The 26,381-nt window shown below is 54.9% G+C and carries 21 protein-coding genes and 2 pseudogenes; 13 read left to right on the top strand and 10 right to left on the bottom strand.

Features of this window, described 5'->3' with window-relative positions; all coding sequences use genetic code 11:
* Positions 1 to 70 precede the first annotated feature (70 nt).
* Positions 71 to 1,114 (top strand): GMP reductase, encoded by a 1,044-nt coding sequence (locus ACQ86O_RS00735; RefSeq protein WP_431223743.1) that lies wholly within the window; start codon positions 71 to 73, stop codon positions 1,112 to 1,114.
* A gap of 186 nt (positions 1,115 to 1,300) precedes the next feature.
* Here the strand turns inward: ACQ86O_RS00735 and hofC are convergent, their stop codons facing one another.
* The 4 genes and pseudogenes from hofC to nadC all read right to left on the bottom strand — a co-directional run bounded on the left by hofC (position 1,301) and on the right by nadC (position 5,470).
* Positions 1,301 to 2,500 carry a protein transport protein HofC gene (gene hofC / locus ACQ86O_RS00730; protein ID WP_431223742.1) on the bottom strand — a complete coding sequence of 400 codons (1,200 nt, stop codon included), beginning with the start codon at positions 2,498 to 2,500 and terminating at the stop codon, positions 1,301 to 1,303.
* A pseudogene (gspE, locus tag ACQ86O_RS00725) lies at positions 2,497 to 3,932 on the bottom strand (type II secretion system protein GspE). The gene hofC and the pseudogene gspE overlap by 4 nt, the downstream one beginning before the upstream one ends.
* Before the next feature lie 11 nt (positions 3,933 to 3,943).
* Positions 3,944 to 4,381 (bottom strand): prepilin peptidase-dependent pilin, encoded by a 438-nt coding sequence (ppdD, locus tag ACQ86O_RS00720; RefSeq protein ID WP_431223741.1) that lies wholly within the window; start codon positions 4,379 to 4,381, stop codon positions 3,944 to 3,946.
* Between the two features lie 198 nt (positions 4,382 to 4,579).
* Entirely contained in the window at positions 4,580 to 5,470 is an 891-nt protein-coding gene (nadC, locus tag ACQ86O_RS00715) for a carboxylating nicotinate-nucleotide diphosphorylase (RefSeq protein ID WP_431223740.1), read from the bottom strand.
* Positions 5,471 to 5,583: 113 nt separating this feature from the next.
* Between nadC and ampE the strand changes: the two genes are divergently transcribed.
* Positions 5,584 to 6,438 carry a beta-lactamase regulator AmpE gene (gene ampE, locus ACQ86O_RS00710; protein ID WP_431223739.1) on the top strand — a complete coding sequence of 285 codons (855 nt, stop codon included), beginning with the start codon at positions 5,584 to 5,586 and terminating at the stop codon, positions 6,436 to 6,438.
* Positions 6,439 to 6,473: 35 nt separating this feature from the next.
* Here the strand turns inward: ampE and hemL are convergent, their stop codons facing one another.
* The gene (gene hemL, locus ACQ86O_RS00705) at positions 6,474 to 7,763 is read right to left on the bottom strand and encodes a glutamate-1-semialdehyde 2,1-aminomutase (RefSeq protein ID WP_431223738.1); all 1,290 of its coding nucleotides are present in this window, start codon (positions 7,761 to 7,763) and stop codon (positions 6,474 to 6,476) included.
* A 178-nt stretch (positions 7,764 to 7,941) separates the two neighbouring features.
* Between hemL and clcA the strand changes: the two genes are divergently transcribed.
* Positions 7,942 to 9,360, top strand: coding sequence for a H(+)/Cl(-) exchange transporter ClcA (clcA, locus tag ACQ86O_RS00700; RefSeq protein ID WP_431223737.1), 1,419 nt, complete (start codon positions 7,942 to 7,944; stop codon positions 9,358 to 9,360).
* A gap of 198 nt (positions 9,361 to 9,558) precedes the next feature.
* Complete coding sequence (erpA, locus tag ACQ86O_RS00695) at positions 9,559 to 9,903, top strand: iron-sulfur cluster insertion protein ErpA (RefSeq protein WP_431223736.1); 345 nt, start codon at positions 9,559 to 9,561, stop codon at positions 9,901 to 9,903.
* Between the two features lie 61 nt (positions 9,904 to 9,964).
* On the opposite strand, the gene ACQ86O_RS00690 is transcribed toward erpA, so the two are convergent.
* From ACQ86O_RS00690 to mtnN, 4 genes are all read right to left on the bottom strand, one after another.
* Complete coding sequence (locus tag ACQ86O_RS00690) at positions 9,965 to 10,201, bottom strand: hypothetical protein (RefSeq protein WP_431223735.1); 237 nt, start codon at positions 10,199 to 10,201, stop codon at positions 9,965 to 9,967.
* Positions 10,202 to 10,422: 221 nt separating this feature from the next.
* Positions 10,423 to 11,037: a TRIC cation channel family protein gene (locus ACQ86O_RS00685; protein ID WP_431223734.1), complete on the bottom strand. Its 615-nt coding sequence runs from the start codon at positions 11,035 to 11,037 to the stop codon at positions 10,423 to 10,425.
* Entirely contained in the window at positions 11,037 to 11,843 is an 807-nt protein-coding gene (gene btuF, locus ACQ86O_RS00680) for a vitamin B12 ABC transporter substrate-binding protein BtuF (protein WP_431223733.1), read from the bottom strand. Before btuF ends, ACQ86O_RS00685 begins: the two co-directional genes overlap by 1 nt.
* A gap of 1 nt (position 11,844) precedes the next feature.
* Positions 11,845 to 12,546 (bottom strand): 5'-methylthioadenosine/S-adenosylhomocysteine nucleosidase, encoded by a 702-nt coding sequence (mtnN, locus tag ACQ86O_RS00675; protein ID WP_431223732.1) that lies wholly within the window; start codon positions 12,544 to 12,546, stop codon positions 11,845 to 11,847.
* 138 nt (positions 12,547 to 12,684) lie between these two features.
* Here mtnN and dgt point away from each other — a divergent pair, with 138 nt between their 5' ends.
* From dgt to ACQ86O_RS00660, 3 genes are all read left to right on the top strand, one after another.
* A complete protein-coding gene (gene dgt, locus ACQ86O_RS00670; RefSeq protein WP_431223731.1) occupies positions 12,685 to 14,202 on the top strand; it encodes a dGTPase in 1,518 nt (505 codons plus the stop codon).
* A 189-nt stretch (positions 14,203 to 14,391) separates the two neighbouring features.
* Positions 14,392 to 15,834: a serine endoprotease DegP gene (degP, locus tag ACQ86O_RS00665; RefSeq protein ID WP_431223730.1), complete on the top strand. Its 1,443-nt coding sequence runs from the start codon at positions 14,392 to 14,394 to the stop codon at positions 15,832 to 15,834.
* A 267-nt stretch (positions 15,835 to 16,101) separates the two neighbouring features.
* Positions 16,102 to 17,256 (top strand): CdaR family transcriptional regulator, encoded by a 1,155-nt coding sequence (locus ACQ86O_RS00660; protein WP_431223729.1) that lies wholly within the window; start codon positions 16,102 to 16,104, stop codon positions 17,254 to 17,256.
* Positions 17,257 to 17,301: 45 nt separating this feature from the next.
* Here ACQ86O_RS00660 and garD read toward each other — a convergent pair.
* Positions 17,302 to 18,872, bottom strand: a pseudogene (gene garD / locus ACQ86O_RS00655) (galactarate dehydratase).
* A 523-nt stretch (positions 18,873 to 19,395) separates the two neighbouring features.
* Between garD and ACQ86O_RS00650 the strand changes: the two are divergent.
* From ACQ86O_RS00650 to ACQ86O_RS00625, 6 genes are all read left to right on the top strand, one after another.
* On the top strand, positions 19,396 to 20,748 hold the full coding sequence (locus ACQ86O_RS00650) for an MFS transporter (protein WP_431223728.1): 1,353 nt from the start codon (positions 19,396 to 19,398) through the stop codon (positions 20,746 to 20,748).
* Positions 20,748 to 22,085 (top strand): enolase C-terminal domain-like protein, encoded by a 1,338-nt coding sequence (locus tag ACQ86O_RS00645; protein ID WP_431223727.1) that lies wholly within the window; start codon positions 20,748 to 20,750, stop codon positions 22,083 to 22,085. The genes ACQ86O_RS00650 and ACQ86O_RS00645 overlap by 1 nt, the downstream gene beginning before the upstream one ends.
* A 25-nt stretch (positions 22,086 to 22,110) precedes the next feature.
* The gene (gene gudD, locus ACQ86O_RS00640; RefSeq protein ID WP_431223726.1) at positions 22,111 to 23,442 is read left to right on the top strand and encodes a glucarate dehydratase; all 1,332 of its coding nucleotides are present in this window, start codon (positions 22,111 to 22,113) and stop codon (positions 23,440 to 23,442) included.
* 25 nt (positions 23,443 to 23,467) lie between these two features.
* Complete coding sequence (garL, locus tag ACQ86O_RS00635) at positions 23,468 to 24,241, top strand: 2-dehydro-3-deoxyglucarate aldolase (protein ID WP_431223725.1); 774 nt, start codon at positions 23,468 to 23,470, stop codon at positions 24,239 to 24,241.
* Between the two features lie 10 nt (positions 24,242 to 24,251).
* Positions 24,252 to 25,136, top strand: a complete 885-nt coding sequence (gene garR, locus ACQ86O_RS00630; RefSeq protein ID WP_431223724.1) for a 2-hydroxy-3-oxopropionate reductase — start codon at positions 24,252 to 24,254, stop codon at positions 25,134 to 25,136.
* An 84-nt stretch (positions 25,137 to 25,220) separates the two neighbouring features.
* The gene (locus ACQ86O_RS00625) at positions 25,221 to 26,357 is read left to right on the top strand and encodes a glycerate kinase (RefSeq protein ID WP_431223723.1); all 1,137 of its coding nucleotides are present in this window, start codon (positions 25,221 to 25,223) and stop codon (positions 26,355 to 26,357) included.
* The last annotated feature ends 24 nt before the right edge of the window (positions 26,358 to 26,381 follow it).

The raw sequence follows: 26,381 nt of genomic DNA, 5'->3' as shown, positions 1-26,381 counted from the left end.
TGAGAGGCTTTAGGTATAGGTTCGAATATTCCCCTGCGATCCGTCGCCAAAAACCAGGAAATCATTTGTCATGCGTATTGAAGAAGGTTTGAAGTTGGGTTTTAAAGATGTGTTGATCCGCCCAAAGCGTTCCACATTGAAAAGCCGCTCGGAAGTGGAACTGGCACGCCAGTTTACTTTCAAACATTCAGGTTGGAACTGGTCCGGTGTGCCGATTATTGCCGCTAATATGGACACGGTGGGTACCTTCCGCATGGCTGAGGCCCTGGCTTCTTTCGAAATTATCACTGCCGTTCATAAACACTACACTGTTGAGCAGTGGGCCGAGTTTGTTCAGCGCGTACCAGAATCCACTTTGCGCCATGTGATGGTATCTACCGGCACTTCTGACGCCGACTTCGTCAAGATGAAGCAGATCCTGGCGCTTTCTTCATCTCTGAAATTTATCTGTATCGATGTGGCAAACGGCTACTCCGAACACTTTGTTGCTTTCCTGCAGAGAGCCCGTGAAGCTTGCCCGAGTCATGTGATCTGTGCGGGTAACGTGGTGACTGGCGAAATGGTAGAAGAGCTGGTTCTGTCTGGTGCCGACATTGTTAAAGTGGGGATCGGCCCTGGTTCTGTGTGCACCACCCGCGTGAAAACTGGTGTGGGCTATCCACAGCTTTCAGCGGTTATCGAATGTGCTGATGCGGCGCATGGCCTGGGCGGGCAGATTGTCAGTGATGGTGGTTGCTCTGTTCCGGGTGATGTGGCTAAAGCTTTCGGTGGCGGCGCAGACTTTGTGATGCTGGGCGGTATGCTGGCCGGGCACGATGAATGCGAAGGTACCGTGGTGGAAGAGAACGGCGAAAAATTCATGCTGTTCTACGGTATGAGTTCAGAATCTGCCATGAAACGCCATGTGGGTGGGGTAGCTGGCTACCGTGCGGCCGAAGGTAAAACCGTCAAGCTGCCACTGCGTGGTGAAGTTGAGTTTACCGTGCGTGATATTCTTGGCGGCCTGCGTTCTGCCTGCACTTATGTGGGGGCAGAGCGTTTGAAAGAGCTGACCAAACGTACTACCTTTATCCGCGTTGCGGAGCAGGAAAACCGTGTTTTCGGCAGCAAATAACCGCCGGGAAGTGAGAACCCTCTAAATATACCTTATGGATTTCAAGTTGCAGCTGGGCGCCAGGCTGGTTAATCCCCCGGAGCTTACTTAAGTCAGTGACTGGGGTGAGCGAGTACCGGTAACAACGCTGCAGCTTGAAAGACGACGGGTAGAGAACCCGGTTAACGCCGGGTTTATTGTTTCTCATCACCCCAGCACGTTTCCCAGTTGGAATATCGGCAGATACATGGCGATAACCAAAGTACCGACAATTACACCCACCACCAGCATCAATATCGGCTCCAGCGTTTGCGCCAGCGTGTCGGCAAGTTCATGCGTTTGTTGTTCATGCCACAGTGCCATCTTGCCTAACAGGATATCCAGCGTGCCCGACTCTTCGCCCACCCGCGCCAACTGTTGGCACAGGGAAGGGAACAATCGTTGCTGAGCCAGCGCACTGTGGAAAGGATGGCCTTGCATGAGCTGCTGTTCAATGGTTGCCAGCGCTTGGCGATAAAAAATATTGCTGACTGACAGCATTGCGGCATTCAGCCCTTCTACCAGCGTGAGCCCAGCCTGTTGTGTCATTGTCAGAATGCGAAATATCTGGCTCAGACAATTCCCCTTCACTAATAATGAAATCAGTGGGAGGCGCAGCAATATGGCCTGTTCCCGCTGTTGCCAATCCGGCAACGGGTGCAGCCAACGCAGATAAACCCCGGTTAACCCAGCCAGGATAAGCAGCAGATAAGGCCCGGTGGCAATAAGGATATCTGAGAGCGTCAGCAACCCTTGGGTAAACCAGGGCAAAGGGGCTTCGAAGGACTGATACACCTTGGCAAATTCTGGTAATACCATAACCAGCATCAGGATACTGACCAGAATGGCGACCAGGCAGATAAACAGCGGGTAGCGCAAGGCCTTCATGACTTTTTTCTGCAACTTCTGCTGCGCCTCTTGCTGCTGTGCCAATTGCAGGCAACAGCTATCCAGGTTCCCCGTCAATTCGCCGATGGCGATCAGTTGGCGATAAACCAAAGGAAATACCCTTTGTTGTTCGGCAATCACTTCGGAAAAAGGTTGGCCTTTCGCTACGCTCTCACCCATTTCCTTCAACAGGCAGCGCCAGGCCGCCGATTGGTGCTCTTGGGCCAGCAGCCGCAGGCTGTTCACCAACGGCAACCCGGCCTGTAACAAGGTTGCCAACTGCCGGGTGAATTGGATCATCGCTTCACCACGCCATTGCCGCGCCGCGATCTGCTTCCCTGCGCCAACCTGGTAAGGTTGCAGACCCTGCTCAAGCAAATGCAGATATACCTGGTTTTTCTCTTCGGCCAGCAGTTCGCCGTGGCGTATCGCCCCGTGATGGTCGATGGCTTGCCAAAGATACAGGCGGCGAACTTTCATGGCACCTGCTCATCCTGGCTGACCCTGCCGACAACACGGTAAATCTCTTCCAGAGAGGTGACTCCCTGGGCCGCCAGCGCCAATCCTGCTTGCAGCAGCGTCACTTGCCCCTGCTGTTGTGCGATATCGGCCAATTGCGTCACCGAAGCGTTTTGTATCAGGGCGTTTTGCACTCCGGGCGTGATATTCATCAGTTCGTAGATGCCGATACGGCCGTAATAACCGCCAAAACATTGCTCACAGCCAGTTGCACGCCAGGGCATTAATGGTTCGGGCCAGATAGCCACCGGGAAGTGCAGCGCTTCAGTCTGCGGATAGCGACAGTGGGGGCATAGACGCCGAACCAGACGTTGGGCAATCACCAGTTTGAGGCAGGCGGCCAGCAGATAGCCCGGAATACCCATTTGAGTCAGACGTGTCAGGGTTTCACTGGTTGAGTTGGTATGTAACGTGGAGAGCACCAGGTGCCCGGTTTGTGCGGCTTTTACTGCGATCTCAGCCGTTTCAGCATCGCGGATCTCGCCAATCATGATGACATCTGGATCTTGCCGTAGCAGCGCACGCAATACGCGGGTGAAACCGAGATCGGTTTTGTTGTTGATCTGTGTCTGATTAATGCCAAAAACCGGGATTTCAATCGGATCCTCTACGCTGCACAGGTTGCTTTGTGCATCGTTCAACTGGCTCAGGCCGCTGTACAGTGTGACGGTTTTGCCGCTGCCGGTCGGGCCGGTCACCAGGATCATACCTTGGGGGTTGGCAAGGGCATTGGCATAGAACCCAAGATCTTGCTGGCTCATGCCAAGCTGGTCGAGCGGTAACTCCTGGCGCTCTGTCTGCAGGATCCTCAGCACCACTTTTTCGCCATGTAGCGTCGGCAAGGTAGAAATGCGTATTGAAAAGCTGGCGTTGTCCAGTTGCACCCCAAGCTGACCATCTTGGGGGAGGCGGCGTTCAGCAATATCCAGTTGCCCCATGATCTTCAACCTGGCGGTGATCCGGGCGGCCAGTGGCAAGGGGGTGAAGCGATCGCCTGCAAAACGCCATCGATCCTCAGCCTGACGCGGAACGTCTGTTGGTAAGGTTCGAAATGGACGTCAGAGGCTCGCCGCTGTATGGCACTGCGCAGCGTCTGATTAATAAACTGTATCGCAGGGGTGTCGCTGTCGTCGTTAAGTGAGGGAGGGTGATCTTCTGCGATCTCCAACTGTGGCGTAGAGGGAACGGGTTGCCATCTGTTTTGTGCCAGTTCCAACCGTGCGAGGGGCCACTGCTCCACTTCGATATTTTTACCGGTGGCAAAGCGCAGTGCAGTAAGTAGTGCAGAAGGGAGCTCACCATGCAGGGCTATGGTGAGGCGTTGTGAGTCTTCACTTAGTGCCAATGCCTGATAGCGCTGGCACAGCGCGTGGGTTTCCTGGTTGATTTCCATTGCTCCGCTCCTTATTTGGCCACGTTGTCAAAGCGGAATACTTCCTGGCAGGTTTCCAGCAGATTACTGTTCTCGCTGCTGCACAGGCGTGTCCAACGCAGGGAGCCGGTAGAGGCCGAAACGGGAGCCAGCGTGACCGTCAACCCTTGTAGGCTTTGCGTACCGACCAGGCTGATTGCCCCTTGCTTGACCTGAATACCGCTCACATAACGTGATGCCTCCCCGGCGGGTATGCCCTGGCTGCCAGCGTTGCACCCAGCAGTGCCACCGCTATCCAGTGCGCAGAGCTCGACTGCCATTTTGTAAGGCACCAGGGCCTGCAACATATCGGTCATGGCCGCTTTCTGGATATAGCGTTGATAGGCTGGAATGCCAATGGCGCTCAGTATGGCGATAATGGCTATCACCACCATAAGTTCGATCAGGGTAAAACCGCGTTGTGTTTCCATCTGTAGTCTCCTGCGTAACAATCAGGAGGCAACGTTAAGATGCAATGGCACGGGTGGCGAATGGCCAATAGCTATTGTGCGCGGCCTTTTCAGCACAATGTGGCGGCGTTACGCGGCGTTGAGAAAAAATGCGCAGAGCTTCACAACTCAGAAAGGAACAACGCCTCTTTATGCAGAGGCGTTGCTGATATAAAGGGGTTATTTAAAACGCATTGAGAGATCGAGCGCGGTAACGTGTTTGGTCAATGCCCCTACCGAGATATAGTCCACCCCGGTTTCGGCGAATTCGCGCAGCGTCTGGTCGGTGACGTTACCGGAGACTTCCAACTGGGTACGTCCCTGAGCCAGGGCGACGGCATCGCGCATCATTGCAACGCTGAAGTTGTCCAGCATCACGATATCGGCACCCGCATCCAGGGCCTGCTGCAGCTCATCCAGGGATTCTACTTCAACTTCGACTGGCACGTCGGCGTGCAGCTGGAAAGCTTTCTCTACCGCATTTTTAATCGAACCGGAAGCGATGATGTGGTTTTCCTTGATCAGGAAAGCGTCTGAGAGGCCCAGCCGATGGTTGCTGCCCCCACCGCAAAGCACGGCATACTTCAACGCGGTACGCAGGCCTGGTAGCGTTTTACGCGTATCCAGCAGGCGGGTTTGCGTTCCTTGCAGCAGCTCCACATAGCGGTTGACGGCAGTGGCAACACCGGAAAGCGTTTGCACAAAGTTCAACGCGGTTCGTTCACCGGTGAGCAGGATCCGCGCCGGGCCATACAGGCGGCACAAAGGCTGGTTGGGTACCAATTTGTCGCCATCTTCTACCAGCCACTCTATTTTTATCTGCTCACCCAGTTGAATAAACACCTCATCCATCCAGCGGCGGCCACAGAAAATACCTGGCTCGCGGGTGATCACCGTGGCTTCAGCCTGTTTATCTGCGGGTAACAATTGCGCGGTGATATCGCGCTCGGCATCCACGGTACCACCCAGATCTTCGCTCAGAGCCTGGGCAACAGTGGCGGGAATATCACTTTCAATTCGTTCAAGAAGTGCGGTACGGCGGTTATCGGCACTGTAGCGACGTGTCGGCATACAAAACTCCGAAATGGGCAGAAGGATCATAAACGATCATGCTACTCTGTTGCTGGAGCAAGTACCACCGCAAGCACTATGCTGAGGAAGAGATAAAGGGAGAGGATTAGCTGATGACGCTGTTTACGCTATTACTGGTTCTGGCGTGGGAACGTCTGTTTAAACTGGGTGAGCACTGGCAATTGGACCACCGTCTGGAAGTGGTGTTTCAGCGCCTCCATCGATTTTCGCTGCTGCAGACGTTGGCGATGACCCTGTCCTGGATGGCCGTAGTATGGGGCATCCTGTGGCTGGCGCAGGGCCTGTTCTTCGGCGTGGTTGTGCTGTTGTTATGGATTGTGATCGGCCTGCTTTGCGTGGGGGCTGGTATCAAGCGTATGCATTATCGTGCCTATCTGAAGGCCGCGCGGCAGGGCGATACCCATGCCAGCGATCAGATGGCAGAAGAACTGGCATTGATCCACGGCCTGCCGGTGGAGTGCAGCGAAGAAGAACGCCTGCGCGAACTGCAAAATGCCCTGTTGTGGATTAACTACCGTTACTACCTGGCTCCGATGTTCTGGTTTACGGTGTGTGGGCCTTATGGGCCACTGGCCTTGGCGGGTTATGCTTTTCTGCGGGCTTATCAAACCTGGTTGGCACGGCATAATTCCCCGCTGGAACGTTCTCAGGCAGGGATCGATTTTCTGCTGCACTGGCTGGACTGGATCCCGGTTCGTCTGGCTGGCGTAGCCTATGCGCTGCTTGGCCACGGTGAAAGGGCTTTGCCTGCGTGGTTTGCATCGCTGGGCGACCTTCATACTCCGCAGTATCAGGTGCTGACGCGTTTGGCGCAGTTCTCTCTGGCCCGTGAACCGCATAAGGATCCGGTACAGACGCCCCGAGCGGCGGTCTCGTTAGCCCGCAAGGTGACGGTGATTATTTTGGTGGTGGTCGCGTTGTTGACGATCTACGGTACCTTGCTCTGAGGATAAAAGCGGGCGCTGAGGCGCCCGCGAAGTGATCACAGTTTGGCGAAGCAGCGGCGCGCGGCGTCAATGGTGCGCTGAATATCTTCATCGCTGTGTGCGACAGACATAAACCCGGCTTCGAACGCAGACGGGGCCAGATAAACTCCCTCATCCAGCATCAGATGGAAGAAGTGCTTGAAGCGCTCGACATCACATTGCATGACGTCCTGATAGCAGGTAACGGCTGCTGCATCGGTAAAGAACAGGCCGAACATACCGCCCACATGGTTGACGACCAAGGGGATGTTTTCCTCTTTTGCCGCGGCCAACAGGCCTTCGGCCAGTTTGTTGGTCAGTTCGGTCAATGTCTGGTGAATACCCACCTGTGAAACTTCGGTCAGACAGGCAAAACCAGCTGCCATCGCAATCGGGTTACCAGAAAGAGTCCCCGCCTGATACACCGGCCCGGTAGGAGCCAGCGCAGCCATGACATCACGGCGCCCACCAAAGGCACCCACAGGCATACCGCCACCGATAATTTTGCCCAGGCAGGTCAGGTCTGGCACCACGTCGTAATAAGATTGAGCACCAGCCAGCGCGACGCGGAAACCTGTCATCACCTCATCAATGATCAGCAGTGCGCCATACTTGTCGCACAGGGCGCGCAGGCCCGGCAGGAACTCTGGCAGCGGTGGGATACAGTTCATATTGCCAGCGACAGGCTCAACGATGATACAGGCAATTTCGGAGGGATACTGCTCGAAAGCGGTGCGTACGGAATCGAGATCGTTAAAGGTGCAGGTCAGCGTATGTTTGGCAAAGTCTGCTGGCACGCCCGGTGAGTTTGGCTGGCCCAGCGTCAGCGCACCAGAACCGGCTTTAACCAACAGGCAGTCGGCATGGCCATGGTAGCAGCCTTCAAACTTGATGATTTTGTCACGGTTGGTGAAACCACGGGCCAGGCGAATGGCGCTCATGGTTGCTTCGGTCCCTGAGTTTACCATGCGGACCATATCCATCGTCGGCACCAGATTGGTGACCAATTCCGCCATTTTGACTTCCATCTCGGTGGGCGCGCCGAAGCTCAAGCCTCGTTGTACCGCTTCGATCACCGCATTGCGGATCGCCGGATGGTTATGGCCCAGCACCATTGGACCCCAGGAGCCGACATAATCAATATAGGCTTTACCGTCGGCATCAAAAAGGTAGGCACCGTCGGCACGATCGATAAACAGAGGTGTGCCGCCTACACCGGTGAATGCACGCACTGGGGAGTTAACTCCACCTGGGATCAGCTGTTGCGCCTGGGCGTACAGACTTTCGGACTTACTGTGTAAGCTCATAAACCGGCTCCTGGGTTTGCATTTGAATGATTTGACCGCGCTATTCTAGAGGAGATACAGGAGAGATGAAACGATCACCGCTAGATACCTATTTAAGGGGGGCGAGAGGGAAATGACTGAGCTAGAATGAGCAAGCGCTATTTGTATTACTTTTCACTTTGATAATGAATAAAACATTATGACTGAATTACAGCGAAAGGTTCCGGGCCTGCGTTTAAGGCATAGAGATAAATTCCGACATCTTATTCGCCAGGATAAAACGCCTGTCGCCATCCTTATCATGGCGGCGGTGGTGGGGACGTTGGCGGGGTTGCTGGGGGTTGCCTTTGAAAAAGCGGTGGATTGGGTCCAGCAACTGCGGCTTTCAAGTTTAGGCTTTGTCGCCAATGATGTGTTCCTGGTGTGGCCGCTGGCGTTTCTTTTCTCGGCCTTACTGGCGGCTGTGGGATATTACCTGGTCCGGCGTTTTGCGCCCGAGGCCAGTGGCTCCGGGATCCCGGAGATTGAAGGAGCGCTGGAGGAGTTGCGCCCGGTACGTTGGTGGCGGGTGATCCCGGTAAAATTTGTCGGTGGTATGGGCACATTGGGTGCTGGGATGGTGTTGGGGCGCGAGGGGCCAACGGTGCAAATGGGGGCCAATGTCGGGCGAATGGTGCTGGATATTTTCCGTATGCGCAGTGCCGAGGCGCGCCATTCCATGCTGGCCACCGGCGCTGCTGCCGGCCTTTCCGCCGCGTTTAACGCGCCGCTGGCGGGGATCTTGTTTATCATCGAAGAGATGCGTCCGCAGTTTCGCTACAACCTGATTTCCATCAAGGCGGTGTTTATCGGCGTGATCATGTCGAGCATTGTCTTTCGTATCTTCAATGGTGAGCATTCGTTGATTGAGGTGGGCAAGCTTGCTACGGCACCGCTGAATACCTTGTGGCTCTACCTGTTGCTGGGCGCGGTTTTTGGCGCGGTTGGCGTGATGTTCAATGCTTTGGTGTTCCGCACTCAGGATATGTTTGCCCGTATTCATGGTGGTAGCCTGCGTAAAATCCTGCTGATTGGCGGCCTGTTAGGCGGAGCCTGCGGGATCCTTGGCCTGATCCAGCCAGAGGCGGCGGGCGGGGGTTTTGCCCTGATCCCGATTGCCGCTACCGGCAATTATACCGTGGGGATGTTGCTGTTTATTTTTATTGCCCGTGTGGCTACCACTTTGCTGTGTTTTGGTTCCGGAGCGCCGGGCGGTATTTTTGCGCCTATGCTGGCCCTGGGAACGCTGCTTGGCACCGCTTATGGCCTTGCCTGTGACCATATGTTCCCGCAGTACAGCATTGAGGCGGGCACGTTTGCCATTGCCGGAATGGGGGCGCTGTTTGCCGCTACCGTGCGTGCGCCGTTAACGGGGATCGTGCTGGTTCTGGAAATGACCGACAACTATCAGCTGATATTGCCGATGATTATCACCTGTCTGGGGGCAACACTCGTGGCGCAGTTTATGGGCGGTAAGCCATTGTATTCCGCACTGCTGGCCCGCTCATTAGAAAAACAGCAGCAACAGCAGGCAGAGAAAACAGGTAAGGAAGATGCAACAAATGCGGTGAATACTTGAACGCAACACTCAGGTATTAGATAATCAGCAACATGAGTCAAGTTATGCCCGATATCCTTCAAACTGCTGGTTTGTTAGCGAGGCTCGTGCACCCTATGCTCCGGGGGATTTTCTCGCTTGCCGCCTCGAAGCATCTTGAATGATTTTGGGTATACCACTGTGGTAATCTGACGCAGAACAATGTTGGGAGTAAAGAGTATGAGTGATGAAACAGCACTGCCCCTGCAGTTTACCGAGGCAGCAGCAAGCAAGGTGAAGTTCCTGATTGCTGATGAAGACAATCCAAACCTGAAGTTACGGGTTTACATTACCGGTGGCGGCTGCAGTGGATTCCAGTACGGCTTCACTTTTGACGACAAGATCAACGAAGGGGATATGACCATTGAGAAGCAAGGTGTCTCGCTGGTGGTTGATCCGATGAGCCTGCAATATCTGGTTGGTGGTGCGGTGGATTACACCGAAGGGCTGGAAGGTTCACGCTTTGTGGTGACTAACCCTAATGCTAAAACCACCTGCGGCTGTGGTTCTTCGTTCAGTATCTGATCCCGCTTTTGCCATAAACATAAAGCCCGCCAGCCTGATCGGTTTGCGGGTTTTTTTGTGGCTACCATTCCACGGTGATCAATTCGTTTTCTCCCTGGTTTTCCACCTGCTTGCTGCGGCTCACTTTGGGCTGAAAGGCAGCCTCATTACCGCAATCAACCTGAGGCGCGCTGCCGCTGTTGTTAACACTGCATTTAGCAACAATCGTCAGGCTGACACCTATTTGGCCGCTGGTGCTCCCGGCTATCACCCAGCCGCTGAACAGCAACGTACTGGATAGCAAAAGAATTCTTTTCATTATTTGAACAATACCTGGCCGTAAGTCATAACAAATGACCTATCGGCAAAAGTGAATAAAACTTAACAGTACGGGGAAATGATTAACGAATGATTAAAAAGGATATAACATTAATTTTCCGCATTTTTTTCAGCGCAAAATAGTAGCATATTGGCTATATATTAGTCGAATATTCTATTGAAGGGGCGATGTACCTCCGTCAAAACTGACGGAGGTAGGTGTTACTGCTCGAGAATAAAGGCCGGTAATTTCAGATGCCAGCGAATGGCTGCCAGGCGAATGCCTAAGGTGATGATCATACCTAACATCATGGCCTGCTGCAGAGGCATGCCGAAGGTGTAGAACGCGGTGACATGTACCGTACCGCCGACAATGCAAGCGGTAGCGTAGACTTCGGTGCGCAGGATCATCGGGATTTCGCGGGCGAGCACGTCACGGATGATCCCCCCGCCTACGCCAGTGATCACCCCCATGCAGACTGCCACCAATGGCCCACTCTCGGCGGCAAAGGCTTTATTGACACCAATCCCCACGAACACCGCCAAGCCGATGGCGTCCAGCACCGGCAGGATCCATTTAGGCAACCTGCGGGGCTGACGTACCAGCAGCAGCGTGAGCACGCAGGTGATCATCGCCACCACCAGATCGGTAGGATCCTTGACCCAGAACACCGGGCCGTTAGCCAGCGCCATATCTCGGATTGTCCCTCCGCCGACTGCGGTGACCACGCCTAAAACCAGGACGCCAAACGGATCCATCCGTAACTTGCCAGCCAGCAATACGCCGGAGATGGCAAAGACAGCAGTACCGAGAATATCGAGCCAAAACACCAGCATCAGTGGATCTCCGCCAATTGACTGCACAGTGACTGCGCCGCCAGCATGATGCGTGGCCCAGCGCGGTTAAACCAATCCTCATCCAATGCAATGACCGGCACTTGCAGTTGAGGAGCCCAGAAAGCTTTCACATTGTTGATTTGCTGTTCGCCACCGGCAATAACGATCGCCTGTGGTTGACGTACCAATACCTGTTCACGGCTGACCTGCGGCCAGGGAACACGGCTTTCGGCAAAAATATTCTCTGCGCCACATAATGACAACACCTGGCTTTGCAGGGTAGCTGCAGAGCTGGTGAACAACGGTTGAGTACCAAACTGCAACAAAACACGCCGTGGCGTGTTGCTGGCATAGCGTGATTTCAACTCTGCCATTTGCTGGCGGAGATCTTTCGCTGCCTGATGCGCCTGTTCTGGGTGGGGGCTGTACTGCGCCAGCGCATCCAGCGATTGGGCGATTTCGTCAATATTCTTGGCATCCGCATAGAAAATCGGGATGCCGAATGACGCGAGTTGATCCAATATCCGCTGCGGGTTACCGCCACGCCACGCCAGGATCAAATCAGGCTTCAGCGCCAGTATCCGTTCCAGATTGATCCCTTGCCAGGAGGCCACCTGCTCAAGCTTTGCGGCTTCGGGTGGGTAATTGGAATAGGCACTGACAGCCAGCAAGGTATCCCCCATGCCCGCCGCATAGGCAAGCTCCGTGGTGCTTGGAGCAAGGCTTATCACACGTTGAGCGGCATGGGCTGGCAACGCCAGCCAGAAAACCAGCCAGCACAGCGCAGCAGAGAAACGCAGCCTCACATTAACCGCGCTTAGCCAGGGCTTGCAGCATGGCATTGACCATCAGGGAAGACTGCTTGGCCGCCACAACCAGGAATTCGTCGAAGCTCATATGCGACTCGTGGTCGGCAACGTCGGAAATAGCGCGCACCACCACAAACGGCGTGCTGAACTGATGGCAGACATGGCCGACAGCGGCGGCTTCCATCTCTACGGCAGCGACGCTCGGGAAAGTGCTGCGGATGCGTGCCAACGGCTCGGCACCGTTAATAAAGGCATCACCACTGCAAATCAGGCCACGTACCGCATTCAGGTTCAGCTGTTTGATGCAGCTTTCGGCCAGGGCGATCAACTCGCCGTTGGCAACAAAGGCCGCTGGACAACCGGCCATCTGACCAGGTTCATACCCAAAGGCGGTAACATCGGCATCGTGATAACGCACCTCTTCGGAAACCACGATGTCACCAACTTTAAGCGTCGGGGCCAGGCCACCGGCGGAACCGGTATTGATCACCACATCGGGTTGGCACTGTTCCAACAGCAGGGTAGTGCCGAGCGCAGCTGCCACTTTGCCTATGCCGGATTTGAGCAGGGCTACTTCTACGCCGTCTATCTGGCCGGTATAAATTTCACAACCCGCGCGTTGAATGGTCTGGCGGTTAACAATTTGCTCGCGCAGCAGGGAGACTTCTTGCTCCATTGCGCCGATGATGCCTACTTTCATAAATAACACTCGCTGATTGGGTGTGGAAACTGCGCCATAGTCTATCATGGCTCTCAGAGAGAGATAATCCGCAATACCGTTGCATCCGCCGCCGGGAATTGTTATCACGGAGGGAATGCGCAACGGTGGGAGAAACAGATGTCCGGGATCGACTTTAAGCAGAAAATCAGCTTTCAACGGCCATTCAGCAAGCCGATAGAAGCCGAAGAAGAATACGATATTGTCCGGCAGTTCGAGAGCGATCGCGGGCGCATCGTCAATTCGGCGGCGATCCGCCGTCTGCAGCAGAAAACGCAGGTGTTCCCTCTGGAGCGTAACGCGGCAGTGCGCAGCCGTTTGACCCACTCGATGGAGGTGCAGCAGGTGGGGCGGCATATTGCCAAAGAGATCCTCAACCGTTTCAAGCAGGACAAGCGTATTGATGCGCTTGGATTAAGCAAGTTGCTTGATCCCTTCGAAAGCATCGTTGAGATGGCCTGCCTGATGCACGATATCGGCAACCCTCCCTTTGGCCATTTTGGCGAGTCGGCAATTAACGACTGGTTCCGCCAGCGGCTCGATCCGGCAAGCTGCGGCAGTGAGCCGGGCAGCCACGATCGCTGCCAGATAGAAGTATTACGCCTGCGGGAAGGGGAAAGCGATCTCAACCGGCTGCGCAGCCGTATTCGTCAGGATTTGTGCCACTTTGAGGGCAATGCTCAGGCGATCCGGCTGGTGTATACGCTGTTGAAACTGAACCTGACCTATGCGCAGGTCGGCTGCATCCTGAAATATACCCGTCCGGCCTATTGGGCAAATGAAATTCCGACCAGCCACGATTATTTGATGAAGAAACCGGGGTTTTATCTCGCGGAAGAGGCATTTGTCGATCGTTTACGTCGCGAATTGAATATGGGGGAGTTCGATCGTTTTCCTCTGACCTATATTATGGAGGCCGCCGATGATATTTCTTATTGCGTTGCCGATCTGGAAGATGCGGTAGAAAAAAATATCTTTACCGTCGAACAGTTATTTCAACATTTAACTCAGGAATGGGGCGAGGTCGTACCGGGAGACCTGTTTGATAAAACCGTAGCCAGTGCATTTCGTAAAATCGATCGCGGTGGGGCGCGCCGCAGTTCGGAAGATCAATTCTTTATGTATTTGCGGGTCTTTACCGTCGCCCGGCTGGTTCCCCATGCGGCACAGCGCTTTATCGATAATCTGGACGCGGTGTATCACGGCCGTTTCAACGGCGCACTGCTGGAGGATTCCAGCCCGGCTTATCAACTGCTTAAGATCTTCAAAAACGTCGCTTTCAAGCATGTCTTCAATCACCCGGAAGTCGAGCAGTTAGAGCTGCAGGGATACCGGGTGATTAATGGCCTGCTGGATATCTACAGCCCGTTGCTGGCCATGTCGCTGGCCGATTTCAGCCAGTTGGTGCGGGATGACAGCCACCGTGCTTTCCCGATTGAAACGCGGTTGTTGCATAAGCTCTCTACCAAGCACCGGTTGGCGTATGTGGAGGCGGTTGAGGGTTTACAGCATCTGTCCGCCGAACAGTTGGCGATCAGGGAATACTATTTCCGTGCGCGGTTATTACAAGATTATATCAGTGGCATGACCGATCTTTATGCTTATGATGAATACCGTCGTTTAATGGCCGCGGAATAAATAGCGGGTGAATAATTGCTTATTTTCCATAAGCTAGCGAGTTGCCTGGGCGTTATTTCGAGTTTTGTAAAGACCAACAATATTTGTTTACTATTAGCCGCCAGCAAACCTGGAACTTCGGCATATTTATCTGCTCTTATTAAGCACGAAACCTTCGTATTTCCTTGAACGACTTTAAGAGACACACAGATGAAGAAAACAGCATTAACGTTAAGCGCTTTGGCATTAAGTATTGGTTTGGCAATGGGCCCGGTTGCGGCTGCCAATGCCGCAGAAACTGTATCTGCAGCTCCCTCCACCAATAGCCAGCAGTTGCCAAGCCTGGCACCTATGCTGGAAAAAGTCATGCCTTCCGTAGTGAGCATCAACGTTGAAGGCAGCACGACGGTAAACTCGGCGAAAATGCCGCAACAGTTCCAGCAGTTCTTTGGTGACGATTCGCCGTTCTGCCAGGACGGCTCGCCATTCCAGGGCTCTCCAATGTGCCAAGGTGGCCAGGGTGGTGCAGCTGGTCCGGGTACTAAAGAAACCTTTAAGGCACTGGGTTCGGGTGTCATCATCGATGCGGCAAAAGGCTACGTGGTTACCAACAACCACGTGGTAGACAACGCCAGCAAGATCCAGGTGCAGTTGAGCGATGGCCGCCGTTTTGAAGCCAAAGTGATCGGCAAGGATCCACGTTCTGATATCGCATTGATCCAACTGAAAGACGCCAAAAACCTGACTGCGATTAAAATGGCAGACTCTGAGCAACTGCGCGTTGGTGATTACACCGTCGCCATCGGCAACCCGTATGGTCTGGGTGAAACCGTTACCTCAGGTATCGTTTCTGCTCTGGGGCGCAGTGGCCTGAATATCGAAAACTACGAAAACTTTATCCAGACCGATGCTGCCATCAACCGTGGTAACTCCGGTGGTGCGCTGGTGAACCTGAACGGCGAACTGATTGGCATCAATACCGCGATCCTGGCACCGGACGGTGGCAATATCGGTATCGGTTTTGCTATTCCAAGCAATATGGTCAAAAACCTGACGTCGCAAATGGTGGAATACGGCCAGGTGAAACGCGGTGAGCTGGGTATCATGGGCACCGAGTTGAACTCTGAACTGGCGCAGGCGATGAAAGTGGACGCCCAGCGTGGTGCATTCGTCAGCCAGGTAATGCCGAAGTCTTCTGCGGCCAAGGCCGGTATCAAAGCCGGTGACGTGATTGTCACCCTGAACGGTAAAGCCATCTCCAGCTTTGCTTCTTTCCGTGCCGAAATTGGTACTCTGCCAGTGGGCACCAAAATGACATTGGGCATCATCCGTGATGGCAAGCCGCTGACCGTTGAAATTACTCTGGAGCAGAGCAGCCAGACCCAGGTCGATTCCGGCAACATTTACACCGGCATTGAAGGTGCGGAGCTGAGCAACAATACCGACAAGCAGAAAGGTGTGAAAGTCGATAAGGTGAAACCTGGCAGTGCCGCTGCACGTATCGGCCTGAAAAAGGGTGACCTGATCCTGGGTGTGAACCAACAGGCGGTAGGGAACCTGGGTGAACTGCGTAAAATCCTCGACAGCAAACCTTCAGTATTGGCGCTGAACATCCAACGTGGTGACACATCGCTGTATCTGCTGATGCAATAAGCTTTTCCTGTTATCCCCAAGAGGCACGCTACGGCGTGCCTTTTTTATACCCCTTTCCCTGTGTGAGAGGGGAAAAGGTCGCGGGATTGATCAGGCTTCACTAGCAGGCACCACGGCTGACAGCCTGCTTATGTTATATGACTGAACTGTGAGTTTGCGCACAAAACTCATGCCAAGGTTAAACTCTTTTGGGCATCCGCACAATGTGCGGGGGCAGGCACGTCGGTATGCTAAACGCTTGTTTACTATCCGGTGGGGCAAAACACAATGGCGGAATATCATCTCGATGCCAAGTTAGCCAGGGAAATTGTTGCTCGAACCATGCAAATTATCGATAGCAATATCAACGTAATGGATGACCGTGGCCGAATCATTGGTAGCGGTGACCCTGAGCGTCTGGGTGAAATGCATGAAGGGGCTTTATTGGTATTGTCGCAGGCCAGAGTGGTGGATATTGACGATGCCGTTGCCCGGCATCTGCACGGTGTGCGGCCCGGCATCAACTTGCCCTTGCGCGTTGACGGTAAAATTGTTGGCGTCATCGGTCTGACCGGCAACCCGGCACAGTTGCGCCAATATGGTGAGCTGGTTTGCATGACCGCAGAAATGATGCTGGAACAGGCGCGTTTGATGAGCATGCTGGCGCAGGACAGCCGGTTTCGTGAGGAGTTGGTACTGAACCTGATCCGCACTGAGGAGTTGTCACCCGCGTTGATGGAGTGGGCGCATCGCTTGGGGATCGATCCTAATCAGCCCCGCGTGGCGGCGGTGGTGGAGGTGGATAGCGGCCAACTGGGGGTCGACAGCGCCATGGCCGAGTTACAGCAGCTACAGGCGTTGCTGACTTTGCCAGAACGGGACAATCTGATTGCGATCGTTTCTCTCAGCGAGATGGTCGTGCTGAAACCGGCGCTGAATAACCATGGGCGCTGGGATGCCGAAGACCACCGGCGGCGGGTGGAGAGTCTGTTGTCGCGCATGAATGAGAGTAGCCGTTTGCGGGTGCGTATTGCGCTTGGTAATTATTTCAGTGGGCCGGGTAGTCTGGTGCGTTCTTACCGCACGGCCCGTACCACCATGGCCGTGGGGAAACAGCGTATGCCGGGGCGGCGAGCTTATTACTACCAGGACCTGATGCTGCCGGTGCTGCTTGGCAGCTTGCGCAGTGGCTGGCAGGCGGACGAATTGGCCCGTCCATTGGAGCGTCTGAAGGCTATGGACAGCAACGGTCTGCTGTTGCGTACCCTAAACGCCTGGTTCCTGAATAATGTGCAGCCAACCGCTACCGCCAAGGCATTGTATATTCACCGTAATACGCTGGAATATCGATTGAACCGCATTTCAGAACTCACCGGGTTAAACCTGGCCAATTTCGATGCTCGCCTGTTGCTGTATGTCGGGCTGCAACTGGATGAGGAGTAAGCCAAGCCCCACAATTGAACCTGGCCAATTGTGGGGCGTTGCCACTCAGGTTACCGGTGCGGGGTTAAATACCGCCAACGCATTGTACAGGCCCCATTGATCTGACCAGGTTTGCTTGCGGCCACTGGCTATCTCCAGGATAAACTCAAACAATTCCCAGCCTACCTGCTCAATGGTGGCCTCGCCGGTGGCGATGGTCCCGGCGTTGATGTCGATTAAATCGTGCCAGCGTTCTGCCAGTGCGCTACGCGTTGCCATCTTGATTACCGGGACGGCAGTCAGGCCGTAAGGGGTTCCCCGGCCGGTAGTGAACACTTGCACCGTAATGCCGGAGGCCAATTGTTGGGTGCCGCAAACGAAATCGCTGGCCGGTGTTGCGGCATAAATCAGCCCACGCTTGGTGGGGCGCTGGCCGGGGAGAGCACTTCGACAATCGCGCTGCTGCCGGATTTGGCAATGGAGCCCAAGGCTTTTTCCACCACGTTTGCCAATCCACCTTTCTTGTTGCCCGGTGATGGGTTGGCGCTGCGATCGGTTTGCCCCTGATTGAGGTAATCGTCGTACCAGGCCATCTCCTCCAGTAAGCGCTTGCCAACCTGCTCGTCGGCGACTCGTGGTGTTAACAGGTGTATGGCATCGCGTACTTCGGTCACTTCGGAGAACATCACTGTAGCGCCACAGCGTACCAGCAGGTCGGAGGCAAAACCCACCGCCGGGTTGGCTGTTACCCCAGAAAAGGCATCGCTGCCCCCGCATTGCATACCTACCACCAGCTCTGAGGCCGGGACGGTTTCCCGTTGGCGGCGGTTCAGGCGTTGCAGATGCTGTTCTGCGACGGCCAGGATATCGGCCACCATGGCCTGAAAGCCGACGTGCTTTTCATCCTGCAAACGGACGATCCGGCTTTCATCCAAAGAGATAGGTTGCACATCAGGGGTGCCCGACAGCAGGCGCTCCGGCTGCAATTTTTCGCACCCTAGCCCCACCACCATCACTTCGCCACCAAAATTGGGGTTGAGCGCCAGGTTATGGATGGTGCGGATTGGCACCACTGCCGCAGGGGCATTGATTGCCACGCCGCAGCCATAGAGATGATTCAGGCCAACGACACCGTCAACGTTCGGATATTTCGCCAGCAGGTCGCGCTCAATGATTTTTACCACATAATCGACCACACCGGCTACGCAGTGCACGCTGGTGGTAATCGCCAGCAGGTTTTTGCTGCCGACGCTGCCATCGGCATTACGGTAGCCTTCAAAGGTATATCCTTCCAGGGGCGGCAAGGCCTGAGGTACATTGTTGGCCAGCGGTAGGCTGGCCAACTCGGGGGCCGGGGGCAGTAATACAAGCGATTCATCAATCCAACAGCCACGGGCAATATCCTGCCCAGCAAAGCCAATAACTTCACCGTAGCGCAAAATATTGCTGCCTTTGGAAATAGCGTGCAACGCCACTTTGTGCCCCTGGGGGATATGTTCTAATAATACCAAGCCGCAGGGGAATATGGCCCCTTTTGGCAAGCCATTATCATTAACCACAATAGCGACGTTATCTTGTGGGTGAACCTGAATATATCTTGGTGTCTCTTTAATATAATCAATTACAGATTCGGACATAGTGAAACCTCACGTACCCTAACTTAATATGCGCCGTGGGTAATAATCGAAAGATCAGCTCATAAAAAAGGATAACATTCGCCGCTATGCCGGGCATTATGCAAATGACCTAGATTTGCCCTTTTCTGGCCGTCATTCTTTGGCATTGTGCTAGCCCGTTGTGAGATAGCTCACGCATTGCCTGGACCTGGGAGGGTTTCGTGAACCAGGCGCTATCCGTTTGGGCATATGCCATAAATAAATCGCCAGATTCACGATATTATTGGGTTATTGCCCGATGAGTCTGCACGACCACTTCCCTATACTTTTATTCCACAAAGCGTTATTGCGTTTAAAAATTGCCAGTGCCGTATTAATCGAACTGCTCAAAAAAGGCTGCAATTAATTTAAACCCTTTCGTTCTGCGATATTTCTATCGGCTGTTCAGGATGAAAAGATAACCTATGAATTTCAAGGCGCATATAACAATGCTGCGGCTTGAAAGGCGACGGATATAGCCCAGGCTATAATTCAGGAGAGCCCCATGTCTACTATCAGCACTGCCAACAGTGCCATAAAAAGAACCAACAAACGTTACTGGATCGTGGTGATGCTGTTTATTGTCACCTCATTCAACTATGGCGATCGTGCCACACTGTCTATTGCCGGTACTGCCATGTCTCAGGACATCGGCCTCGACGCGGTAGGGATGGGGTATATCTTCTCGGCCTTTTCCTGGGCCTATGTTATCGGGCAGATCCCCGGTGGCTGGTTGCTGGACCGCTTCGGTTCCAAGCGTGTCTACTTCTGGAGCATTTTCATCTGGTCCCTGTTTACCCTGCTGCAAGGCTTCGTGGATATCTTCAGCGGTTTTGGCATCGTGATCGCGCTGTTCGCACTGCGTTTCCTGGTTGGTCTGGCAGAAGCACCGTCATTCCCCGGTAACAGCCGCATTGTTGCCGCCTGGTTCCCGGCCCATGAGCGTGGTACTGCAGTGTCAATCTTCAACTCGGCCCAATACTTTGCCACGGTGATCTTCGCGCCGATTATGGGGTGGCTGACACACGCGGTAGGTTGGTCGCACGTGTTCTTCTTTATGGGCGGTCTGGGCATTATCCTGAGCTTTATCTGGCTCAAAGTGCTGCACGATCCTAAAGATCACCCCACGATCAACCAGGCTGAACTGGACTATATCGAAGCCGGTGGCGCCTTGATCAATATGGATCAGAAACAGGAGAAAAAAGCCACGGTCAAGGGTGAGAAGTGGTTCCAGATCAAGCAACTGCTGCAATCACGCATGATGGTCGGTGTGTATATCGGCCAGTACTGCATCAACGGCCTGACCTATTTCTTTATCACCTGGTTCCCGGTTTATCTGGTGCAGGCGCGCGGTATGTCGATCCTCAAGGCTGGCTTTGTCGCGTCGGTCCCGGCAATTTGCGGTTTTATCGGCGGGGTGCTTGGCGGCGTTATTTCCGATTACCTGATGCGTCGTACTCAGTCGCTTACCTTTGCCCGTAAAACCCCGATCGTACTGGGCATGCTGCTATCGATGTCGATGATTTTCTGTAACTACGTTGAAACCGAATGGATGGTGGTGGGCATTATGGCCGCAGCGTTCTTCGGCAAGGGGTTGGGTGCGCTGGGCTGGGCGGTGATGGCAGATACCGCACCAAAAGAGATCAGCGGCCTGAGCGGTGGCCTGTTCAATATGTTCGGCAATATCTCCGGCATCGTCACCCCGATAGCTATCGGCTACATCATCGGTACCACCGGGTCATTTAACGGGGCGTTGGTATATGTCGGTATTCATGCGTTGTTGGCGGTGGCCAGTTATCTGTTCATCGTCGGTGATATCAAGCGTATTGAGCTGAAACCGATGGCGAGGAGCAAATAATGAACAGCACCCAGGCTACCCCGGTAATCACCCAGATGCGCGTTATCCCCGTGGCGGGCTATGACAGTATGCTGCTGAACATCGGCGGCGCACACAGTGCCTGTTTCACCCGCAACATTGTGGTGCTTACCGACAGTGCCGGGCATACCGGCGTGGGGGAGGCACCCGGTGGCGAGGTGATTTATCAAACCTTGCTGGATGCCGTTCACCAGGTGGAAGGCCAGCAAATCGCCCACATGAACCGACTGGTGCACAGCATCCATACGGGCAATCAATCATCAGATTTTGATTCGTTTGGCAAAGGTGCCTGGACCTTCGAGCTGCGGGTAAATGCGGTAGCAGCACTGGAGGCGGCACTGCTCGACCTGATGGGGCAATTCCTGCAAGTCCCGGTTGCGGAGCTGTTGGGCCCAGGCAAACAGCGTGATGAAGTCACCGTGCTTGGCTACCTATTTTATCTTGGTGACCGCCTGAAAACCGACTTGCCCTATCAGGCTGGCGAACCAGGCAGGCACCCCTGGTATCACCTGCGCCATCAGGCTGCGATGAATACGTCGGCGATCGTTGAACTGGCTGCGGCAGCTCAGGATCGTTATGGCTTTAAAGATTTCAAACTCAAGGGTGGAGTCTTGCCGGGGGAGCAGGAGATTGATGCGGTACGAGCACTGGCTAAAACCTTTCCGGATGCCCGTATCACCGTCGATCCCAACGGCGCCTGGCTGCTGGATGAAGCCATCGGCCTGTGCAAAGACCTGCAGGGGATCCTGGCCTATGCCGAAGATCCCTGTGGTGCCGAGCAGGGCTTTTCCGGGCGAGAGGTGATGGCAGAGTTCCGCCGCGCCACCGGTTTGCCAGTGGCAACCAATATGATTGCCACCAACTGGCGGGAGATGAACCATGCCGTGCGGTTGCAGGCGGTGGATATCCCTCTGGCCGACCCTCATTTCTGGACTATGCAGGGTGCGGTACGTGTCGCACAACTGTGTGACGAATGGGGCCTGACCTGGGGCTGCCATTCAAATAACCACTTTGATATTTCACTGGCGATGTTCACCCATGTAGGGGCCGCTGCTCCTGGAACCCCCACCGCAATCGATACGCACTGGATCTGGCAGGAAGGCCAGCATCTGACGAAAAACCCGTTACAGATCGTTGGCGGCAAAATTGCGTTATCGGATCGGCCCGGGCTGGGTATTGAGCTTGATTGGGAGGCATTGGAAAAGGCCCATCACCTGTATCAGCAATTGCCGGGCGGGGCCCGCAACGACGCGGCGGCAATGCAGTATCTGGTGCCCAATTGGCAATTTGACCGTAAACGGCCAGCGTTTGGCCGCTGAACCCGACATTTTAGAGGACATTTCAATGAATGCAGCACCAAAAATCACCTCCATGCAGGTTGTGCCAGTGGCCGGTCACGACAGCATGCTGCTCAATCTCAGTGGAGCCCATGCGCCGTTTTTCACCCGTAATATCGTGATCTTGCAAGATAACGCCGGCAATACCGGAATAGGGGAGATCCCAGGTGGAGAGAAAATCCGCCAGACCCTTGAAGAGGCTCAGCCGCTGGTCGTGGGGAAAACCCTTGGCGAATACAAAAACGTTATGAATGCTGTGCGCGATCGCTTTGCCGATCGTGATGCTACCGGGCGCGGCCTGCAGACTTTCGATTTACGTACCACCATCCATGTGGTGACCGGTATTGAGGCCGCCATGCTGGATCTGTTGGGGCAGTTCCTCGACGTACCGGTAGCCGCCCTGCTGGGGGATGGCCAACAGCGTGATTCGGTGGAAATGCTGGGCTACCTGTTTTATATCGGCGATCGCCATAAAACCCCGCTGCCTTATCAGAGCCAACCGGATGACGCTTGCGACTGGTATCGCCTGCGCCACGAGGAAGCACTGACACCACAAAGCATCGTGCACCTGGCCGAAGCGGCGTTTGATAAGTATGGCTTTAATGATTTCAAGCTGAAAGGCGGCGTGTTGGCCGGCAGTGAAGAGGCCGAAGCCGTTACCGCGCTGGCGCAACGCTTCCCTCAGGCGCGGATCACGCTCGATCCCAACGGTGCCTGGTCGCTGAAAGAAGCGATCGCACTCGGCAAACAACTGCGCAACGTGCTGGCCTATGCCGAAGATCCTTGTGGTGCCGAGCAGGGCTTTTCTGGCCGGGAAGTCATGGCGGAGTTCCGCCGGGCCACCGGTCTGCCAACCGCAACCAACATGATCGCCACCGACTGGCGGCAGATGGGGCATACGCTGCAGCTGCAATCGGTCGATATCCCGCTGGCGGATCCTCATTTCTGGACCATGCAGGGCTCGGTGCGCGTTGCACAGATGTGCCATGAGTTTGGCCTGACCTGGGGCTCGCACTCCAATAATCACTTCGATATCTCGCTGGCGATGTTCACCCATGTGGCCGCAGCGGCTCCGGGCAACATTGCGGCGATCGACACCCACTGGATCTGGCAGGAGGGCAACCAACGGCTGACGCGTGAACCGCTACAGATCGTCGGCGGCCGCGTGAAGGTGCCGCAGCGCCCAGGGCTGGGGATCGAGCTGGATCAGGATCGGCTGATGCAGGGCCATGAGCTGTATAAAAAACATGGCCTGGGTGCCCGCGATGATGCGCAGGGAATGCAGTACCTGATCCCTGGTTGGGTCTTCGATAACAAACGCCCGTGCCTGGTGCGTTAACCCTTTAGCATGCAGAGGAAATTTCATGAATAGCTGCCATAACCCTTTTCGCCAGTCGCTGCTCGGGGGCGAAACCCTGATTGGCTGCTGGTCTGCCCTCGCCAACCCGATTTCCACCGAAGTTTTGGGGCTGGCTGGTTTCGACTGGCTGGTGCTGGATGGCGAGCATGCGCCCAATGACATCAATACTTTTGTGCCACAACTGATGGCGCTGAAAGGCAGCTCCAGCGCTGCCGTGGTGCGCCCGCCTTGCAACGAACCGGTGATTATCAAGCGCTTGCTGGATATCGGTTTCTACAACTTTCTGATCCCGTTTGTGGAAAGCGCCGAGCAGGCGCAGCAGGCGGTGGATTCGACGCGTTATCCGCCAGCCGGGATCCGTGGAGTGTCGGTTTCGCACCGTAGCAACGGTTACGGCACCGTGCCGGACTATTTCGCTCAGATCAACGAGCAGATTGCGGTAATGGTTCAGATCGAAAGCCAGCAGGGGGTCGATAACCTGGACGCGATAGCCGCCGTGGCAGGTGTCGACGGTATCTTTGTCGGGCCAGGGGATCTTTCTGCCGCGCTGGGCTATCTCGGCCAGCCGAACCACCCTGAAGTGCAGGCGGTGATCCGCCATATTTTTGACCGTGCCAGTGCGCACGGTAAAGCCAGCGGCATTCTGGCACCGGCAGAAGCCGATGCTCGTCGCTATCTGGAATGGGGAGCCCGATTCGTGGCCGTTGGTAGCGATCTCGGGGTATTCCGTACGGCCACGCAGGCCTTGTGCGATCGGTTTAAATCAAGTGGTAAATAAGGGGAACAGGATGAAAATAGGATTTATTGGCCTGGGGATTATGGGTAAACCCATGAGCAAAAACCTGCTCAAGGCAGGTTATTCACTGGTGGTGTTGGATCGTAATACCGAAGCGGTAGCCGAATTGGCAGCGTTGGGGGCTGATGTAGCCGCTACGCCAAAGGCGGTGGCAGCTCAGAGCGATATCGTGATCACCATGTTGCCCAACTCACCGCAAGTGCACGAAGTTGCACTGGGGGAAAATGGCCTGATTGAGGGAGCTAAAGCGGGCACCGTGCTGATCGACATGAGTTCTATCGCACCGCTTGCCAGCCGTGAGATCGGTGCGGCTTTGGCCGCCAAACAGATTGCCATGCTTGATGCACCGGTGAGCGGCGGTGAGCCTAAGGCGATAGATGCCACGCTATCGGTGATGGTCGGTGGTGATAAAGCAGTGTTTGATCGCTGCTTTGAAGTGATGAAAACCATGGCCGGTTCGGTGGTGCATACCGGTGATATCGGTGCTGGCAACGTTACCAAGCTGGCGAATCAGGTGATTGTGGCGCTGAATATTGCGGCCATGTCCGAAGCGCTGGTGCTGGCCACCAAAGCCGGGGTTAATCCGGAGCTGGTCTTCCAGGCGATTCGTGGCGGGTTGGCAGGCAGCACGGTATTGGAAGCCAAGACACCGATGGTGCTGGACCGCAATTTCAAACCTGGTTTCCGCATTGATTTACACATCAAGGATTTGGCTAATGCGCTGGACACTTCACATGGCGTAGGGGCCCAGTTACCGCTAACCGCAGCAGTGATGGAAATGATGCAGGCCCTGCGTGCCGATGGCCTGGGTAACGCCGACCACAGCGCACTGGCATGTTATTACGAAAAGTTGGCCAAGGCAGAAGTCACCCGATAAAGGCAGCGGAGCTTGCGCCCGTGAAATCAGAGGGGCCGGAGGTTTCGGCCCTTACTGCTCGGGCCGCTAAGGAACTGACAGTATATGAAAATAGTGATTGCGCCGGATTCGTACAAAGAAAGCCTTTCCGCATTTGCAGTGGCCTCTTGCATCGAGGCCGGATTTCGGGAGGTGTTCCCACAGGCCAACTACCTGAAACTGCCGATGGCGGATGGGGGAGAGGGAACGGTAGCGGTGATGGTGGCCGCTACCGCAGGCCGCAAGATTGACGTAGAAGTCACCGGACCGTTGGGTGAGAAGGTGATGGCTTTTTTCGGCCTGTCTGGCGATGGACAGAGTGCTTTTATAGAAATGGCGGCGGCCAGTGGGCTGGAACTGGTGCCAATCCATCGGCGTAACCCGTTAAAAACCAACTCTTACGGCACCGGTGAATTGATCCGCCATGCGCTGGATCTGGGAGTGAAACATTGCATTATCGGCATCGGCGGCAGCGCCACCAATGACGGGGGAGCTGGCATGGTTCAGGCGTTAGGTGCGCGGCTGCTGGATAGCCAGGACCAGGAGTTGGGATTGGGTGGCGAAGAGCTGGCCCGGCTGGCCCGTATTGATATCAGCGGGCTGGACGCGCGGATCGAACAGTGCAAATTTGAAATCGCCTGTGACGTCACCAACCCATTAACCGGCGCTAACGGTGCTTCGGCTATTTTCGGCCCGCAGAAGGGGGCCACTGAGCAGATGGTGGCGCAATTGGACAGTGCCCTGCACCATTATGCGCAAATGATTAAATACTGGTTGGACATTGACGTTGAGCAGGCGGCTGGCGCTGGGGCCGCCGGGGGCATGGGGGCCGCGTTATTGGCTTTTTGCCGCGCGGAACTACGCCAGGGGATTGAGATTGTCACCGAAGCCTTGGGGCTGGATGAACTGGTGCGTGATGCCACTTTAGTGATCACCGGCGAAGGGCGGCTCGATAGCCAGAGCCTTAACGGCAAGGTGCCGATCGGCGTGGCCAAAGTGGCCAAGCGTTACCATAAGCCGGTCATTGGCATTGCCGGTAGCCTGAGCACAGATGTTGATGTGGTGCATCAGCACGGGATAGATGCGGTATTCAGCGTGCTGCACCGTGTCTGTACGCTGGAGGAAGCGCTAGCCAATGCCGGGGAGAACGTGCGGATGGCGGCCCGCAATATTGCCGCAGTGATCAAACTGGCGCAACGTTAAACCTCTCCGCCCCTTTCTGTAAGA

Source organism: Serratia sp. L9 (genome assembly GCF_050632285.1).
Taxonomy (GTDB): Bacteria; Pseudomonadota; Gammaproteobacteria; order Enterobacterales; family Enterobacteriaceae; genus Chania.
The sequence above is the reverse complement of the archived record's forward strand: the minus strand, read 5'-3'. Positions and strand labels throughout refer to the sequence as shown.

Coding starts and splice junctions, on each gene's coding strand:
- ACQ86O_RS00650 (WP_431223728.1), top strand. CDS start 19,396: ATGTCTACTATCAGCACTGCCAACAGTGCCATAAAAAGAACCAACAAA.
- ACQ86O_RS00660 (WP_431223729.1), top strand. CDS start 16,102: ATGGCGGAATATCATCTCGATGCCAAGTTAGCCAGGGAAATTGTTGCT.
- mtnN (WP_431223732.1), bottom strand. CDS start 12,546: ATGAAAGTAGGCATCATCGGCGCAATGGAGCAAGAAGTCTCCCTGCTG.
- nadC (WP_431223740.1), bottom strand. CDS start 5,470: ATGCCGACACGTCGCTACAGTGCCGATAACCGCCGTACCGCACTTCTT.
- ampE (WP_431223739.1), top strand. CDS start 5,584: ATGACGCTGTTTACGCTATTACTGGTTCTGGCGTGGGAACGTCTGTTT.
- dgt (WP_431223731.1), top strand. CDS start 12,685: ATGTCCGGGATCGACTTTAAGCAGAAAATCAGCTTTCAACGGCCATTC.
- hemL (WP_431223738.1), bottom strand. CDS start 7,763: ATGAGCTTACACAGTAAGTCCGAAAGTCTGTACGCCCAGGCGCAACAG.
- ACQ86O_RS00690 (WP_431223735.1), bottom strand. CDS start 10,201: ATGAAAAGAATTCTTTTGCTATCCAGTACGTTGCTGTTCAGCGGCTGG.
- hofC (WP_431223742.1), bottom strand. CDS start 2,500: ATGAAAGTTCGCCGCCTGTATCTTTGGCAAGCCATCGACCATCACGGG.
- ACQ86O_RS00645 (WP_431223727.1), top strand. CDS start 20,748: ATGAACAGCACCCAGGCTACCCCGGTAATCACCCAGATGCGCGTTATC.
- ACQ86O_RS00685 (WP_431223734.1), bottom strand. CDS start 11,037: ATGCTGGTGTTTTGGCTCGATATTCTCGGTACTGCTGTCTTTGCCATC.
- degP (WP_431223730.1), top strand. CDS start 14,392: ATGAAGAAAACAGCATTAACGTTAAGCGCTTTGGCATTAAGTATTGGT.
- ACQ86O_RS00625 (WP_431223723.1), top strand. CDS start 25,221: ATGAAAATAGTGATTGCGCCGGATTCGTACAAAGAAAGCCTTTCCGCA.
- garR (WP_431223724.1), top strand. CDS start 24,252: ATGAAAATAGGATTTATTGGCCTGGGGATTATGGGTAAACCCATGAGC.
- gudD (WP_431223726.1), top strand. CDS start 22,111: ATGAATGCAGCACCAAAAATCACCTCCATGCAGGTTGTGCCAGTGGCC.
- clcA (WP_431223737.1), top strand. CDS start 7,942: ATGACTGAATTACAGCGAAAGGTTCCGGGCCTGCGTTTAAGGCATAGA.
- erpA (WP_431223736.1), top strand. CDS start 9,559: ATGAGTGATGAAACAGCACTGCCCCTGCAGTTTACCGAGGCAGCAGCA.
- garL (WP_431223725.1), top strand. CDS start 23,468: ATGAATAGCTGCCATAACCCTTTTCGCCAGTCGCTGCTCGGGGGCGAA.
- ACQ86O_RS00735 (WP_431223743.1), top strand. CDS start 71: ATGCGTATTGAAGAAGGTTTGAAGTTGGGTTTTAAAGATGTGTTGATC.
- ppdD (WP_431223741.1), bottom strand. CDS start 4,381: ATGGAAACACAACGCGGTTTTACCCTGATCGAACTTATGGTGGTGATA.